The 14,231-nt window shown below is 71.9% G+C and carries 15 protein-coding genes; 8 read left to right on the top strand and 7 right to left on the bottom strand.

Annotated features, from left to right (window positions below):
* A partial coding sequence (locus tag CQZ88_RS22110) for a S9 family peptidase (protein ID WP_029544344.1) occupies nt 1-789 on the bottom strand: 789 nt, incomplete at its 3' end.
* A 57-nt stretch (nt 790-846) separates the two neighbouring features.
* Here CQZ88_RS22110 and CQZ88_RS22105 point away from each other — a divergent pair.
* A complete protein-coding gene (locus CQZ88_RS22105; protein ID WP_006933836.1) occupies nt 847-1,029 on the top strand; it encodes a hypothetical protein in 183 nt (60 codons plus the stop codon).
* A 79-nt stretch (nt 1,030-1,108) separates the two neighbouring features.
* Here the strand turns inward: CQZ88_RS22105 and CQZ88_RS22100 are convergent, their stop codons facing one another.
* The 3 genes from CQZ88_RS22100 to hrcA all read right to left on the bottom strand — a co-directional run bounded on the left by CQZ88_RS22100 (nt 1,109) and on the right by hrcA (nt 4,144).
* Nucleotides 1,109-1,870, bottom strand: a complete 762-nt coding sequence (locus CQZ88_RS22100; protein WP_006933834.1) for a 16S rRNA (uracil(1498)-N(3))-methyltransferase — start codon at nt 1,868-1,870, stop codon at nt 1,109-1,111.
* A 10-nt stretch (nt 1,871-1,880) separates the two neighbouring features.
* Nucleotides 1,881-3,029, bottom strand: a complete 1,149-nt coding sequence (gene dnaJ / locus CQZ88_RS22095) for a molecular chaperone DnaJ (protein WP_006933832.1) — start codon at nt 3,027-3,029, stop codon at nt 1,881-1,883.
* Between the two features lie 71 nt (nt 3,030-3,100).
* Complete coding sequence (hrcA, locus tag CQZ88_RS22090; RefSeq protein ID WP_102800310.1) at nt 3,101-4,144, bottom strand: heat-inducible transcriptional repressor HrcA; 1,044 nt, start codon at nt 4,142-4,144, stop codon at nt 3,101-3,103.
* Between the two features lie 149 nt (nt 4,145-4,293).
* On the opposite strand from hrcA, the gene CQZ88_RS22085 reads away from it, so the two are divergent.
* Nucleotides 4,294-4,629 carry a type II toxin-antitoxin system VapB family antitoxin gene (locus CQZ88_RS22085; RefSeq protein WP_006933828.1) on the top strand — a complete coding sequence of 112 codons (336 nt, stop codon included), beginning with the start codon at nt 4,294-4,296 and terminating at the stop codon, nt 4,627-4,629.
* A 91-nt stretch (nt 4,630-4,720) separates the two neighbouring features.
* Here CQZ88_RS22085 and hemW read toward each other — a convergent pair whose 3' ends face one another.
* The gene (gene hemW / locus CQZ88_RS22080; protein ID WP_006933827.1) at nt 4,721-5,923 is read right to left on the bottom strand and encodes a radical SAM family heme chaperone HemW; all 1,203 of its coding nucleotides are present in this window, start codon (nt 5,921-5,923) and stop codon (nt 4,721-4,723) included.
* A gap of 383 nt (nt 5,924-6,306) precedes the next feature.
* On the opposite strand from hemW, the gene CQZ88_RS22075 reads away from it, so the two are divergent.
* The 6 genes from CQZ88_RS22075 to CQZ88_RS22050 all read left to right on the top strand — a co-directional run bounded on the left by CQZ88_RS22075 (nt 6,307) and on the right by CQZ88_RS22050 (nt 12,722).
* Nucleotides 6,307-8,034, top strand: a complete 1,728-nt coding sequence (locus CQZ88_RS22075; protein WP_006933822.1) for a nitrite/sulfite reductase — start codon at nt 6,307-6,309, stop codon at nt 8,032-8,034.
* Nucleotides 8,031-8,768 (top strand): phosphoadenylyl-sulfate reductase, encoded by a 738-nt coding sequence (locus tag CQZ88_RS22070; protein ID WP_006933811.1) that lies wholly within the window; start codon nt 8,031-8,033, stop codon nt 8,766-8,768. Before CQZ88_RS22075 ends, CQZ88_RS22070 begins: the two co-directional genes overlap by 4 nt.
* Nucleotides 8,765-9,709, top strand: a complete 945-nt coding sequence (gene cysD, locus CQZ88_RS22065) for a sulfate adenylyltransferase subunit CysD (RefSeq protein ID WP_102800309.1) — start codon at nt 8,765-8,767, stop codon at nt 9,707-9,709. Before CQZ88_RS22070 ends, cysD begins: the two co-directional genes overlap by 4 nt.
* A 2-nt stretch (nt 9,710-9,711) precedes the next feature.
* Complete coding sequence (locus tag CQZ88_RS22060; protein ID WP_006933807.1) at nt 9,712-11,013, top strand: sulfate adenylyltransferase subunit 1; 1,302 nt, start codon at nt 9,712-9,714, stop codon at nt 11,011-11,013.
* Nucleotides 11,010-11,765: a sirohydrochlorin chelatase gene (locus CQZ88_RS22055; RefSeq protein WP_006933805.1), complete on the top strand. Its 756-nt coding sequence runs from the start codon at nt 11,010-11,012 to the stop codon at nt 11,763-11,765. The genes CQZ88_RS22060 and CQZ88_RS22055 overlap by 4 nt, the downstream gene beginning before the upstream one ends.
* Before the next feature lie 72 nt (nt 11,766-11,837).
* Nucleotides 11,838-12,722, top strand: coding sequence for a universal stress protein (locus CQZ88_RS22050; RefSeq protein ID WP_006933804.1), 885 nt, complete (start codon nt 11,838-11,840; stop codon nt 12,720-12,722).
* A gap of 83 nt (nt 12,723-12,805) precedes the next feature.
* On the opposite strand, the gene CQZ88_RS22045 is transcribed toward CQZ88_RS22050, so the two are convergent.
* Nucleotides 12,806-13,828 (bottom strand): extracellular solute-binding protein, encoded by a 1,023-nt coding sequence (locus CQZ88_RS22045; RefSeq protein WP_006933802.1) that lies wholly within the window; start codon nt 13,826-13,828, stop codon nt 12,806-12,808.
* Nucleotides 13,829-13,927: 99 nt separating this feature from the next.
* Nucleotides 13,928-14,134 carry a hypothetical protein gene (locus CQZ88_RS22040; protein WP_006933801.1) on the bottom strand — a complete coding sequence of 69 codons (207 nt, stop codon included), beginning with the start codon at nt 14,132-14,134 and terminating at the stop codon, nt 13,928-13,930.
* Nucleotides 14,135-14,231 lie beyond the last annotated feature (97 nt).

Genomic DNA, 14,231 nt, shown 5'->3' with positions numbered 1-14,231 from the left:
GCCCGCCGAGCGCGCCCCCGAACCCAGCGGTTCGGGGGCGAGCAGCAGGTCGCGCGACAGCGCCCAGCTGCGGGTCCGCTTGTCGAGGAACGCGAAGTGGTCCTCCCCGTCGACGACGTGCAGTTCCACCGGATCGCCCGCGGCGACCGCCGCCGCGGCATAGCGCTCGGCGACCTTCACCGGCACCTGGGCGTCCTCGGTGCCGTGCACGAGAGCGACCGGCACACCGATCGGCACCCGGTGCCGGGGCGACGCCGACCGGTACAACTCCGGATCCGCGTCGTAGGGCTGACCGAACAGGTCCTCGATGTACCCGATCCGCCGGCCGCGTTCACCCGCGGACGCGAGGTCGAGCGCACCCGCCTGGGAGACGACGAGTTCGGGGCGCACCTGCGTGCGCTGACCCGCGAGCCACACGGCGAGCTGACCGCCGGCCGAGTGCCCGACGACCCGCACCCGGGCCGGATCGAGTTCGACACCCGCGGCCAGGGCCCGCTCGGCCACCGCGGTGGCGACGGCGTCGAGGGCCGCGACGACGTCGGCGGACATCTCCGGCCACCGCCCGCCCGCGCCGAGCCGCCGGTACTCGACGTTCCACGCCGCCACACCGTGCGCGGCGAGTTCGAGCGACAGCGGCGTGCCGAGGTTGAGGTGGTACTTCCCGCTCCAGAAGCCGCCGTGGACCACCATCACGACGGGCACGGGCCCGGCCGGATCCGCGGCGTCCGGCAGGTACAGGTGGCCGAACTGCTGCGGCTGCGGACCGTAGGCGATACGGGTTCGGGACATGCGTGACACGCTAGTGCAGCGGCAGCCGCGCACCGTGCGGGAGCCGCAGGGGCTCATGTGGACGACCAGCTTCCCGCGCTGGAGGCGATCGTCGGCTCCGGCAGCTACCCGACGTTCGCCCAGTCACTCGTCGCACTCTCCGCGGAGGGCTACGACTTCGACCTCGACCACCTGTTCGAGCTAGGCCTGGGTGCGCCGCTCGACGGCCTGGCCGTACGGCTCGACCGCCGGGCCCCGTGAAGCGCGGTCCGCGCGGCGAGATCCCCAGGAAAGCCCGGAACCGGAAGCCTCCGAACGCGTTCCGGAGCCGGTTCCCGGGTCATTCGACGGGCCGGGCGCTCCACCGTGCGGTGAGCACTCCCACCGCTCCGAGCGCGACGGCCGCGGCGGTGGACGTTCGCAGCACCGTCGGCCCGAGCAGCACCGGCCGGGCCCCCGCGGCCGTCAGCGCCGCGATCTCGGCGTCGTCGACGCCGCCCTCCGGCCCGACCACGAGCATCAGCTCGGGGACGTCGGCCAGCGGCAGCGCGGCGAACGGTTCGGTTGCCGACTCGTGCAGGACCGCCGCGACACCCCCGCGGGCGACGGTCGCGCGCACGGCCTCAGCGACGCCCGCGGTCCGCTGGACCGGCGCCACCTCGGGAACGTGGGCGCGCCGGGACTGTTTCGCGGCCGCCACCGCGACGGCCTGCCATCGCGCGACGCCCTTGGCCGCCTTCGGCCCGTCCCAGCGGGCGACGCACCGCGCGGCCTGCCACGGCACGAACGCGTCGGCACCCGCCTCCGTCGCCAGCTCCACGGCCAGTTCGGAACGATCGGACTTCGGCAACGCCTGCACCACGGTGACCCACGGGCGCGGTGCGGGGACCTCGCGCCGAGCCAGGACGCGGGCCTCGAGCCGGTCCTTCGCGGTGGCCGTCACCTCCACGTCGGCGACGTGGCCGTGGCCGTCCGACAGGACGAGGCGCTCACCCACCGCGATGCGCCGCACCGTCGCCGCATGGCGGCCCTCCTTGCCGTCGAGGACCGCGACAGCCCCGGCCTCGGGCAGCGGATCGAGATAGAACAGGGTTGCGGCCACCGCCCGGGCCTCAGCGCGCGCTGAACGCGTCGCGCAGCCGGGAGAAGAAGCCCCCGGCGTGCTGCGAGCCGGTGGTGACGACCTCGGGCACCTCGTGCTCGCGCTTGCGACGGAACTCCTCGAGGAGCTTGGACTGCTTGCCGTCGAGCTTCGACGGGACCACCACCTCGAGGTGGGCGTGCACATCCCCGCGCACCCCGGAGCGCAGTTTGGGCATGCCGTGGCCCCGCAGCACCGCCACCGACCCGGGCTGCGTGCCGGGTTCGACGGTGATCTCGGCGGGTCCGTCGATGAGGGTGTCGAGCACGACGGTGGTGCCCAGCGCCGCGTCGACCATCGGGATCCGGATCGTGCAGTGCAGGTCGTCGCCGTCGCGCACGAACACGTCGTGCGCCTGCTCGATGATCTCGACGTACAGGTCGCCGGCGGGGCCGCCGCCGGGGCCGACCTCGCCCTGCGCGGCCAGCCGGATGCGCATGCCGTTGCTGACACCGGCCGGCACCTTGACCGTGATCTCGCGGCGGGCCCGCACCCGGCCGTCGCCGCCGCACTTGCGGCACGGGTCCGGGATCGTCTCGCCGGCGCCGCGGCAGGTCGGGCACGGCCGCGAGGTCATCACCTGGCCGAGGAACGAGCGCTGCACCGACTGCACCTCACCGGCGCCGCCGCACGTCTCGCAGCGCACGGGCTTGGAGTCGCCGTTGGTACCGGACCCGGCGCAGCCGTCGCACAGGATCGCGGTCTCCACGGCGATCTGCTTGCTGACACCGGTGGCGCACTCCTCGAGCGTCAGCCGGGTGCGCAGCAGCGAGTCCGCGCCGGGCTGGACGCGGCCCCTGGGCCCGCGGGACGTGGTGGCCCCGCCACCGAAGAACGCCTCGAACACGTCGCCGAGGCCGCCGAAGCCGGCACCGGAGAAGCCACCGCCCGCCCCCGGCCCGGACCCGAGCGGATCCCCGCCGAGGTCGACGATGCGCCGCTTCTCCGGGTCGGAGAGCACCTCGTACGCTGTGGAGATCTCCTGGAACCTCTTCTGCGCCGCCTCGTCCGGGTTCACATCCGGGTGGTGCTCGCGCGCGAGCTTGCGATACGCCCGCTTGATCTCCTGATCGGTCGCGTTCTTCGACACGCCGAGCGTCCCGTAGTAGTCCCGTGCCACGTGAGTTCTTCGTCCTTCTCTATTCGCACAGATGTTGTGTCGTCGGGTGGTCCGTCCGCGCCGCCCGGCGCTCAGCGTTCGCCGAGCACCTCACCGATATAGCGGGCGACCGCAGCCACCGACGCAATGGTCCCCGGGTAGTCCATCCGGGTGGGGCCGAGCACACCGAGGCCGCCGAAGACGGTGCCCGCGGCACCGTACCCGGTGGACACCACGGACGTGCCGCGCATCTGCTCGACCTGGGTTTCCTCGCCGATCCGCACCGTCACGCGGCCGGCGTCCTGCGTCGCCGCCAGCAGCTTGAGGACCACCACCTGCTCCTCGAGCGCCTCGAGCACGGTACGCAGCGAGCCGGGGAAGCCGGCGTGCGGGTCGAAGTCGGCGGCGTTACGCGTCAGGTTCGCCGTGCCGCCGAGCACGAGCCGCTCCTCGGGATGCTCGACGAGGGTTTCCACCAGCACGGTGGCGCAGCGGATGACCGCATCGCGCAGCTCGTCGGGCGCATCCTCGGCCAGCTCGCTCACCGCGATCGACGCCGCGGCGAGCCGCTTACCGGTCAGCGCGGCACCGAGCAGGTCCCGCAGCCGCGACAGGTGCTCCTCGCCGAGGACGTCACCGAGCTCGCCGATGCGCTGGTCCACCCGGCCGGAGTCGGTGATGAGCACCAGCAGCAACCGGGCGGGGGTCAACGCGACCACCTCGAGGTGGCGGACCGACGAAGCCGACAGCGTGGGGTACTGCACCACCGCCACCTGCCGGGTCAGCTGCGCCAGCAGCCGGACGCCGCGCCGCAGCACGTCGTCGAGGTCCACACCCGACTCGAGGAACTGCAGGATCGCCCGGCGCTCGGCCCCCGAGAGGGGCTTGACGTCGGCGATCCGGTCGACGAACTGGCGGTAGCCCTTGTCCGTGGGAACCCGGCCGGAGCTGGTGTGCGGCTGGGTGATGTACCCCTCGGCCTCGAGCACGGCCATGTCGTTGCGGACCGTCGCGCTGGATACGCCCAGGTTGTGGCGCTCGACGAGCGTCTTCGAACCGATGGGTTCCTTGGTGGACACGTAATCGGCCACGATCGCTCGCAACACCTGGAAGCGCCGTTCCTCGGTGCTCGACATCCCGCCCACCTCCGTCTCTGCTGTCGCACCCGGAACGGCACGCACCACCGCAGGACGGTGCACTGCGTGCCGTTTCGCTCCAGTTTAGTCGCCGGTCCCGGACGGCGAGCGGGACGGCGCCCGCCGGCGAGGCGTCGTAAGTTGGTGCCATGATTTTCAAGGGCGTCCGGGACGGCAAGCCGTATCCCGACCACGGGCTCTCGCTGCGCGACTGGGCGCAGATCCCGCCCCGGCAGGTGCGGCTCGACCAGATCGTCACCACCACGAAGGTGCTCGAGCTCGACCGGCTGCTGTCGGAGGACTCCACCTTCTACGGCGACCTCTTCCCGCACGCGGTCCAGTGGAAGGGTGTCCTGTACCTCGAGGACGGCCTGCACCGGGCCGTGCGCTCGGCGCTGCGCAACCGCACCGTCCTGCATGCGCGAGTGTTCGACTACGACGCCCTGTTCCCTCACGCCCCGGATGCCGACACCACCGAGGCGTAGATATCGCACCGCTGCGCGGTCGGGACATCGCACCGCTGCGCGGTCAGGACATCGCACCGCTGCGCGGTGAGGGCGCCGGGCGGCTGCGCGGTCAGGTCAGGATCGCGCGCACCACCGCGTCGGCGAGGAGCCGGCCGCGATCGGTGAGCACCAGCCGGCCGGCGCGCAGGTCGGCGAGGCCGTCCGCGACGACGGTCTCGGCGGCGCGTCGTTCCTCGGGGGCGAGCACGTCCAGCGGCAGGCCGGTGCGCAGCCGCACCTCGAGCATCACCCGTTCGGTGTGGACGTCGCCGGCGGTGAGCAGTTCGCTGCCCCCGACCGGGAGCCCGCCGGCGGCGAGCGCGTCCGCGTAGCGCGCCGGGTGCTTGACGTTCCACCAGCGGACGCCGCCGACGTGGCTGTGCGCGCCCGGCCCGGCCCCCCACCAGTCGCCGCCGTCCCAGTAGCCGAGGTTGTGGGCGCACCGCGCCGACGGATCGTCGGCGCGCGCCCAGTTCGACACCTCGTACCAGGTCAGGCCGGCGGCCTCGAGCCGCGCGTCGATGCGCTCGTAGCGGGCCGCGAGCACGTCGTCGTCGGGGGCCGGCAGTTCGCCCCTGCGCACCCGGCGGGCGAGCGCGGTGCCGTCCTCGACGATCAGCGCGTACGCCGAGACATGATCGACGTCCGCAGCGAGCACAGCGTCGAGGGACGCGTCGAGGTCCTCGTCCCGCTCGCCGGGGGTGCCGTAGATCAGGTCCAGGTTGACGTGGTCGAATCCGGCGGCCCGCGCCTCGCCCGCGGCCGCGACGGCCCGGCCCGGGGTGTGCGTGCGGTCGAGCACCGCGAGCACGTGCGGGGCGGCGGACTGCATGCCCAGCGACACGCGGGTGTAACCGGCCCCGCGGATGCCGTCGAAGAACTCCGGCGACGTCGATTCCGGGTTGGACTCCGTCGTCACCTCCGCGCCCGGGGCGAGGCCGAAGCTCGACCGGACCGCCGCGAGCACCTGCGACAGGCCGTCGGCACCGAGCAGCGACGGGGTGCCACCGCCGACGAAGACGGTCTGCGCCGCCGGGGCGCCGAGCAGTCGCGCCGCGATGTCGAGCTCGCTGTGCAACCCCTCGAGCCACGACTGCGGAGACGCGGACGTGCCGAGCTCTCCGGCGGTGTAGGTGTTGAAGTCGCAATAGCCGCAGCGGCTCGCGCAGAACGGGACGTGCACGTACACGCCGAACGGGCGGGAACCGACACCGGCGAGGGCCGAGGCCGGCAATTCGAACCCTGCTCCGACTCCGACATTGGTTCCGCTCACTCCCCCAGTGTTCCAGAAGGCCGACCGGAGCCCGCCGCCCGGACACGGCCCGGACACGCCACCCCGGCCCGGCGCTGTCACCTCGGCATTTCCCCGAAATTCGGCGTAAATACCGCCACGTTTCGAGAACAGGCCCGTGACATGGCACAATGGTCCGCATGACCGGACCCGGAGTGCGACTCGTGGCGCGACGCCACGTCGACCTCAAGCGTGTCTGTGCATCGCGGTGTCTGTCCTGCACCGCCGGTTTCTGCGCCGACTGTCGATAGTCGGCCCCACCCCCGGCAGCCCCCGCTTCCCGCCGGGTCGAGGCATGTCCGCGCCGGGCTCAGCCCGCCCTGCCGATCCCGATCCGGTCCCTCGCGAACTCCAGGAGTACCCGTATGTCGTCGACCACCGACGTCTCCCCCGCCGGCGATACGACCGAAACCGCCGCGGCCCGCCGCCGCCCGGCCCGGCCCGCCAAGCAGCGCGCGGAGGGCCAGTGGGCCCTCGGCTACCGTGAGCCGCTCAACCCCAACGAGCAGGTCAAGAAGGACGACAACCCGCTCAACGTGCGCCGGCGCATCGAAGACATCTATGCGCACACGGGATTCGACGGAATCGACCGGAGCGACCTGCGCAACCGCTTCCGCTGGTGGGGCCTGTACACGCAGCGCGAACAGGGCTACGACGGCACCTACACCGGCGACGAGAACATCGATCTGCTCGAGGCGAAGTACTTCATGATGCGGGTGCGCTGCGACGGCGGCGCCCTGAACCTCGCGCAGTTGCGCACGATCGCGGGGATCTCGACCGAGTTCGCTCGCGACACCGCCGACCTGTCGGACCGCGAGAACGTCCAGTACCACTGGATCGAGGTCGAGAACGTCCCGGAGATCTGGCGCCGTCTCGAATCCGTCGGCCTGAAGACCACCGAGGCGTGCGGCGACTGCCCCCGCGTGGTGCTCGGTTCCCCCCTCGCCGGCGAGTCCCTCGACGAGATCATCGACGGCACACCGGCGGTCGAGGAGATCGTCCGCCGCTACATCGGCGACCCGAAGTACTCGAACCTGCCGCGCAAGTTCAAGACCGCGATCTCCGGTCAGCAGGACGTGGTGCACGAGATCAACGACGTCGCGTTCGTCGGCGTGAACCACCCCGAGCACGGCCCCGGCTTCGACCTGTGGGTCGGCGGCGGCCTGTCGACGAATCCGATGCTGGCGCAACGGGTCGGCGCGTGGATCCCGCTCGCCGAGGTGCCCGACGTGTGGGAGGCCGTCGTGTCGGTCTTCCGCGACTACGGCTACCGCCGCCTGCGCTCGAAGGCGCGGCTGAAGTTCCTGATCAAGGACTGGGGCGTCGAGAAGTTCCGGGACGTTCTCGAAACGGAATACCTGAAGCGGCCGCTGCTGGACGGACCCGCGCCGGAGAAGCCGGCGCGCCCGATCGACCACGTGGGCGTGCAGAAGCTGCGCAACGGGCTCAACGCGGTCGGCGTCGCCCCCATCGCGGGCCGGGTCTCCGGCACGATCCTCGCCGCCGTCGCCGACGCGGCCGAGAAGGCCGGATCCGATCGCATCCGCTTCACGCCGTACCAGAAGCTCATCGTGCTCGACGTCGCCGACGAGAAGGTAGATCAGCTGATCGCCGACCTCGGCGAACTGGGCCTGCCCGCGAACCCGACGCCGTGGCGCAAGAACCTGATGGCCTGCACGGGCATCGAGTTCTGCAAGCTCTCGTTCGTCGAGACCCGCAAGCGCTCGCAGGCGCTGGTGCCCGAGCTCGAGCAGCGCCTCGCCGACATCAACGCCCAGCTGGACGTTCCGGTGACGATCAACATCAACGGCTGCCCCAACTCGTGCGCGCGTTCGCAGGTCGCCGACATCGGCTTCAAGGGCCAGCTCGTCGACGACGGGGACGGCAACCAGGTGGAGGGTTTCCAGGTGCACCTCGGCGGGACGCTCGGCATGGATGCCGCGTTCGGCCGCAAGCTGCGCCAGCACAAGGTGACCAGCGCCGAGATGGGCGACTACATCGAGCGCGTGGTGCGCAACTTCGTCAAGCACCGCACTGCGGGAGAACGCTTCTCGCAGTGGGTGCTGCGCGCGGACGAGGCCGATTTGCGATGACCGGGGAGCAGACGATCGAAGGACGGAACGTGACCACGACACGGACAACGGAGGAACTGAGGGAGCTGGCCGCGCAGGGGGCGGCCACTCTCGACGGCGCCTCGGCGCGGGAACTGCTGCAGTGGACCGAGGAGAACTTCGGCGACTCGTACATCGTGGCGTCGAACATGCAGGACGGGGTGCTCGTGCACCTCGCGGCGCAGGTGCATCCCGGCGTGGACGTGCTGTTCCTCGACACCGGTTACCACTTCGCGGAGACCCTCGGCACCCGTGACGCCGTGGCGCAGGTGTACGGCGTCAACCTGGTCGAGGCCAAGGCGCAGCAGACGGTGGCCGAGCAGGACGCACTGCTCGGCAAGGATCTGTTCGCGCGGGACCCCAACGAGTGCTGCCGCCTGCGGAAGGTGGTGCCGCTGAAGGAGACCCTGAAGGGCTATCAGGCGTGGGTCACCGGCATCCGCCGGGTGGAGGCCCCCACCCGGGCCAACGCCCCGCTGATCTCCTTCGACGATGCCTTCGGGCTGGTGAAGATCAACCCGATCGCCGCGTGGTCCGACGAGGACATGCAGAACTACATCGACGAGCACGGGATCCTCGTCAATCCCCTGGTCGACGAGGGCTATCCGTCCATCGGGTGCGCCCCCTGCACCGCCAAACCACTACCCGGAGCCGATCCGCGCAGCGGACGGTGGGCCGGCCGAGCCAAGATCGAATGCGGGTTGCACGCCTCATGACACTCATCGACACGAATTTCTCCGAATCCCGGCGCAAGTCGGACGGCGACAGGTTCGACACCCTCGACGCGCTCGAGTCCGAAGCGATCCACGTCTTCCGCGAGGTCGCCGGCGAATTCGAGCGCCCGGTGATCCTGTTCTCGGGCGGCAAGGACTCGACGGTCCTGCTGCATCTGGCGCTCAAGGCCTTCTGGCCCGCGCCGCTGCCGTTCGCGCTGCTGCACGTCGACACCGGGCACAACCTTCCCGAGGTCCTCGAGTTCCGCGACCACGTCGTCGAGAAGTACGGGCTGCGGCTGCACGTGGCGAAGGTCGAGGACTACCTCGCCGACGGCCGCCTCACCGAGCGGCCCGACGGGATCCGCAATCCGCTGCAGACGGTGCCGCTGCTCGACGCCATCGCCGAGAACCGCTTCGACGCGGTGTTCGGCGGCGGCCGCCGCGACGAGGAGCGCTCCCGCGCCAAGGAGCGGATCTTCTCGCTGCGCAACGCCTTCGGCCAGTGGGATCCCAAGCGGCAGCGGCCCGAGCTGTGGAACCTGTACAACGGCCGGCACGCCCCCGGCGAGCACGTGCGGGTCTTCCCGCTGAGCAACTTCACCGAGCTCGACATCTGGCGGTACATCGCCCGGGACAACGTCGAACTCGCCGGCATCTACTACGCCCACCAGCGCCCGGTGTACCGGCGCGACGGCATGTGGATGACGCCCGGCGTCTGGGGCGGCCCGGCCGAGGGTGAGGAACTCGAGGTCCGGTCGGTGCGCTACCGCACGGTCGGCGACGGCTCCACCACCGGCGCGATCCTGTCCGAGGCCGCCGACAACGAGGCGATCCTCTCCGAGGTCGCCGCGTCGCGGCTCACCGAGCGCGGGGCGACCCGCGGCGACGACCGCGTTTCCGAAGCGGCCATGGAGGACCGCAAGCGAGAGGGATATTTCTGATCATGAGCGACCTCCTTCGACTCGCCACCGCCGGCAGCGTCGACGACGGCAAGTCCACCCTCGTGGGCCGGCTGCTGTACGACACCAAGTCCGTGCTGGCCGACCAGATCGACGCGGTCACCCGCGCCTCGGTCGACAAGGGTCTCGACACCCCCGACCTGTCCCTGCTCGTCGACGGCCTGCGCGCCGAGCGCGAACAGGGCATCACCATCGACGTCGCGTACCGCTACTTCGCCACACCCCGGCGCAGCTTCGTGCTCGCGGACACCCCGGGACACGTGCAGTACACCCGCAACACCGTCTCGGGTGCGTCCACCGCCCAGCTCGTGGTGCTGCTCGTCGACGCCCGCAAGGGCGTGATCGCGCAGACCCGCAAGCACGCCGCCGTCCTCGCGCTGCTCGGCGTGCCCAAGCTCGTCCTGGCGGTCAACAAGATCGACCTGGTCGACGACCCGGCGCGCGTGTTCGCCGACATCTGCGACCAGTTCAACGCCCTGACCCGGTCGCTCGGCTGGTCCCCGGAGGACGTGCAGGAGATCCCGGTCTCCGCCCTGCACGGGGACAACGTCGCGGTCCGTTCGGAGAACACGCCATACTACGACGGTCCGACGCTCATCGAGCACCTCGAGTCCGTCCCGGTCGACGCCGACGTCCACGGCCGTCACGAGATCGGGCTGCGGTTCCCGGTCCAGTACGTGATCCGGCCCCGCACCGCCGAGTTCCCGGACTACCGCGGCTACGCCGGACAGGTCGCGGCGGGCAGTGTCCGTCCCGGCGACGAGGTCGTGATCCTGCCCGCGGGCACCCGGACCACGATCGAGCGGATCGACACCGCCGACGGCGAGCTCGACGTCGCGCACGCCGGCCGCAGCGTCACGCTGATCCTCGCGGACGACGTGGACGTCTCCCGCGGCGACGTCATCGCCGCCCCGGCCGCCGCCCCGGAACCGATCGGCCAGTTCGAGGCGACGGTGTGCTGGCTGGCGGAGAAGCCGCTGCGGCCCGGTGCCCGGCTGCTGCTCAAGCACGGCACCCGCACGACGCAGGCGATCGTCGGGACGCTCGAGGAGCGCTTCGACGAGCAGACCCTGACCTCGGTTCCCACCCCCGAGTCGCTCGAGCTCAACGAGATCGCCCGCATCACCGTCCGGGTCGCCGAGCCCATCGCGGCCGACGACTACAAGGTCAACCGGCGCACGGGCAGCTTCCTGCTCATCGATCCCGCGGGCGGCAACACCCTCGCGGCGGGCCTGGTGGGCAACAGCCTCGCCGAGATCGAACTCGGGGACCGCGTCCCCGCATGATCCCGCTCGTCGCCGTCGCGCACGGCAGCCGTGACCCGCGCTCGGCGCGCGCCATGGCTGCCGTACTCGCGGCGCTGCGGGAACGCCACCCGGGCCGGGACGTGCGGCTTGCGTTCCTGGACCTGAACACCCCGTCGGTGGGGCAGGTCGTCGACGCCGTCGCCGCCGAGGGACACCGCCGCGTGGTGGTGGTCCCGTTGCTGCTGGGCAGCGCCTTCCACGCCCGCGTGGATCTGCCCGCGCTGCTCGCCGAGGCCCGCGCCCGGCACCCGCTTCTCGACGTGATCCAGGCGGACGTCCTCGGCGCCGACGACCGTCTCGTCGCGGCGGCCCGCGAGGCGATCGCCGCCACCGGTGTCTCCCGGACCGACCCGACGGTGGGCGTCGCGCTGTGCGCGGTCGGATCCCGCCGCCACGACGCCAACGCCGCCACCGACGCGATCACCCCGCGCCTGCTGCGGGGCACGTCGTGGGCGTGGGGCCGGACGTGCTTCGCCACCGCCGCGGCACCGACCGTCGTCGACGCCCTGGCGGCCCTGCGCGCCGCCGGCGCCACCACCCTCGTGCTCGCGCCGTGGATGCTCGCCCCCGGCCTGCTGTGGGACCGCGCCGTCGCCGCCGCCCGGGCGGCGTTCCCCGAGGTCAGCTGCGCCGCCACCCTCGCGGCCTCCGATTCCGTCGGGCTCGTGATCGACGAGCGCTACCGGCAGTCGCTCGTGCACGCCGGGATCACCGCGCGCCACATCGCCTGACAACCACCGATTGCCTCTGGCGCACGCCGGTCCTATCGGGACAGACTGGAGTCGAGGCAAGGAGGCATCGTCATGGCCACAGCACCGATTCGGCACGGGATCGTAGTCGGCATCGACGGTTCGGACGGCTCGTTCTCCGCGGCCCACTGGGCCGCATCTGCCGCCCGGATCTTCCGCGAGCCGCTGCACCTCGTCAACGTGCTGCCCGATGCGCCGAGCGCGACCGGCGGCAGATCCAAGGAGGAGTTCGCCAAGCTCCTGCAGGCCGACAGCGAACGGCTGCTCGAACGCGCCCGCCAGGCGGCGCTCGACGGCCGCACGGACGTCACGGTCGAATGCAGCAGCCGGCCGGGACCGCCGGCGAAGACCCTCGTCGAACTGTCGAAGACCGCCCGCCTGCTGGTGGTGGGCCGGACCACGACCGGCGAACTGCGCTCGATGTTCGCCGGCTCCGACGTCGTCCGCGTCGCCAACCACGCCCGTTGCCCGGTCGTCGCGTGGCGGGGCGAGGGCGACCACGAGGAGGTGGACACCCGGCCGGTCGTCGTCGGCGTCGACGGCAGCGCGTTGAGCAACGCCGCCATCGAGCATGCGTTCGAGTTCGCGTCGTTCCTCGGCGTACCGCTGATCGCCGTGCACGCATGGACCGAGCAGTCGACCCTGCGGGGCTACGACGAGTCCGCCCGCTTCGTCGACTGGACGACGTACGCGGAGCAGAAGGTCGCCGACCTCGCGGAGAGCCTGGCCGGCTGGCGCGAGCGGTATCCCGACGTCGAGCTGCGGACGGAGCTCGAGCGCCGCGGCGCGATGGTGGCCCTCATCGAGCGTTCCATCGACGCGCAACTCGTCGCGGTGGGCAGCCACGGTCGCAGCACGATCGCGTCGGCTCTGCTCGGCTCCACCGGCCAGGGCCTGCTCCATCACTCCCGCTGCCCGGTACTCATCTGCCGCGAGTGACGCATGCGGCCGTGACCTCCGGTCGCGCAAGGGATTTCGAGCGCAGCAGTCCGCAGGGCGCGCGGATCCCCGGCTCCGTCGCCCTAGTTCGCCGCGTCGGCGTAGATCACGGCGATGCTGCCGGTACCGGGCCGGAACAGCTCGGCGTCGACCGTGCTCCAGCCACCGAGATCCTCGACGGTCCACAGTCTTTCGGGAGCCGGGAAGTCGTCGGCGAACTCGCGTGCGGCACCCGGGTCGGCGGGCCGGAATCCGGCCGCCGCCCACAGCCGTTGCGCCTCCCCGGTGTAGAGGAAGTCGTTGAACTCCTGGGCCGCCCGCACGTCGGGTGCGTTGTCGATCACCGCGGCGGGGCTGTCGATCCGGAGAGTGGTGGTCAGGGGGACACGCCGGACGGCGGCGCCGTCGCGCTCGAGCCGCAACGCCTCCTGTTCCGAGAGGAGCAGCACGTCGCCGGCACCCTGCACGAACGCCTCCACGGCCTCTTCGCCGCTCGCGGGCGAGGTTTCGACGTGGTCACCGACGAGCGCGGCGAGGTAGTCCAGCCCCGCCTGCGGATCGGCACCGCCGTCGCTCGTCGCGGCGTACGCGGCGAGCAGGTTCAGCTTCGCCGCACCGGAGGCCGACGGGTCGGGGGTGATCACCTCGAGACCGGGCGCGAGCAGATCGTCCCAGCCCGCCACACCCCGCGGATTGCCCTCCCGCACGACCATCGTGACGACGGACCCGTACGGGACTCCCCGGTACGCTCCCGCGTTCCAGTCCGGGTCGACGAGTCCCGCGTCGACGAGGCCGGTCAGGTCCGGCACCGATGCGAAGGTGACGAAATCGGCCGAGGCGCCGTCCACGACGGCGACGGCCTGCTGCGCGGACGGACCGGACGCGACGTCGAACCGGACGTCCTCGCCGGCCTCGGTGGCGCCGAACGCGGCGATCACCGTGTCCAGCGCCGCCCGGGCACCCTCGTGGGCGTACAGGTCGACGGTGGGCCCGGAGGCGGCCTCGGCCGCGTCGCCGCGATCGCCGGAGCCGGCCGAACACGCGGTGAGCACGACGGCCGCGATCGAGGCGAGCGCCGCGACGCGCCGGCCCGGACGAGATTTCACGACGTACCTCCGGCGCAGGGTCAGCGGGTCAGCAGCCAGGCCACGACGACCAGAACGAGCAGGGCCAGCAGGGCCAGGGTCACGCGCGAGCGTGGCATGTCAGCGATCCTCCGTCTTCCGTTCGGACGCGGCCGGCTCTCTGCGTCCGACGGCCGCGAGCACGCCCGCGAGGGCGCGGTCGAGCAGCCAGGCCACGCCGGCGCACAACGGCACCATGACGACCAGCACCAGCGCGACCTGCGGGACGAAGGGAAGGCCGGCCAGCCACAACTCGAAGCCGTCCCACCACGATGCCACCCGATCCACGCCCCCACCCTAGTCGTCGCCGTTTCGGTGGACGCCGACGGCCGGGTGCCGGGATCATGAGGTGATGGCACAGACGTTTCCGGGGTCCGGGATCTCC

This window comes from Rhodococcus sp. ENV425, from assembly GCF_002887785.1.
Lineage (GTDB): Bacteria > Actinomycetota > Actinomycetes > Mycobacteriales > Mycobacteriaceae > Rhodococcus > Rhodococcus aetherivorans.
Note: the sequence above shows the minus strand (reverse complement) of the source record. Positions and strands in the feature narration are given on the sequence as shown.

What these genes read in the sequence shown, in the direction of transcription:
- CQZ88_RS22055 (WP_006933805.1), top strand. Translation starts at nt 11,010, where the DNA reads ATGATCCCGCTCGTCGCCGTCGCGCACGGCAGCCGTGACCCGCGCTCG.
- CQZ88_RS22085 (WP_006933828.1), top strand. Translation starts at nt 4,294, where the DNA reads ATGATTTTCAAGGGCGTCCGGGACGGCAAGCCGTATCCCGACCACGGG.
- hrcA (WP_102800310.1), bottom strand. Translation starts at nt 4,144, where the DNA reads ATGTCGAGCACCGAGGAACGGCGCTTCCAGGTGTTGCGAGCGATCGTG.
- CQZ88_RS22075 (WP_006933822.1), top strand. Translation starts at nt 6,307, where the DNA reads ATGTCGTCGACCACCGACGTCTCCCCCGCCGGCGATACGACCGAAACC.
- CQZ88_RS22070 (WP_006933811.1), top strand. Translation starts at nt 8,031, where the DNA reads ATGACCGGGGAGCAGACGATCGAAGGACGGAACGTGACCACGACACGG.
- CQZ88_RS22050 (WP_006933804.1), top strand. Translation starts at nt 11,838, where the DNA reads ATGGCCACAGCACCGATTCGGCACGGGATCGTAGTCGGCATCGACGGT.
- CQZ88_RS22060 (WP_006933807.1), top strand. Translation starts at nt 9,712, where the DNA reads ATGAGCGACCTCCTTCGACTCGCCACCGCCGGCAGCGTCGACGACGGC.
- cysD (WP_102800309.1), top strand. Translation starts at nt 8,765, where the DNA reads ATGACACTCATCGACACGAATTTCTCCGAATCCCGGCGCAAGTCGGAC.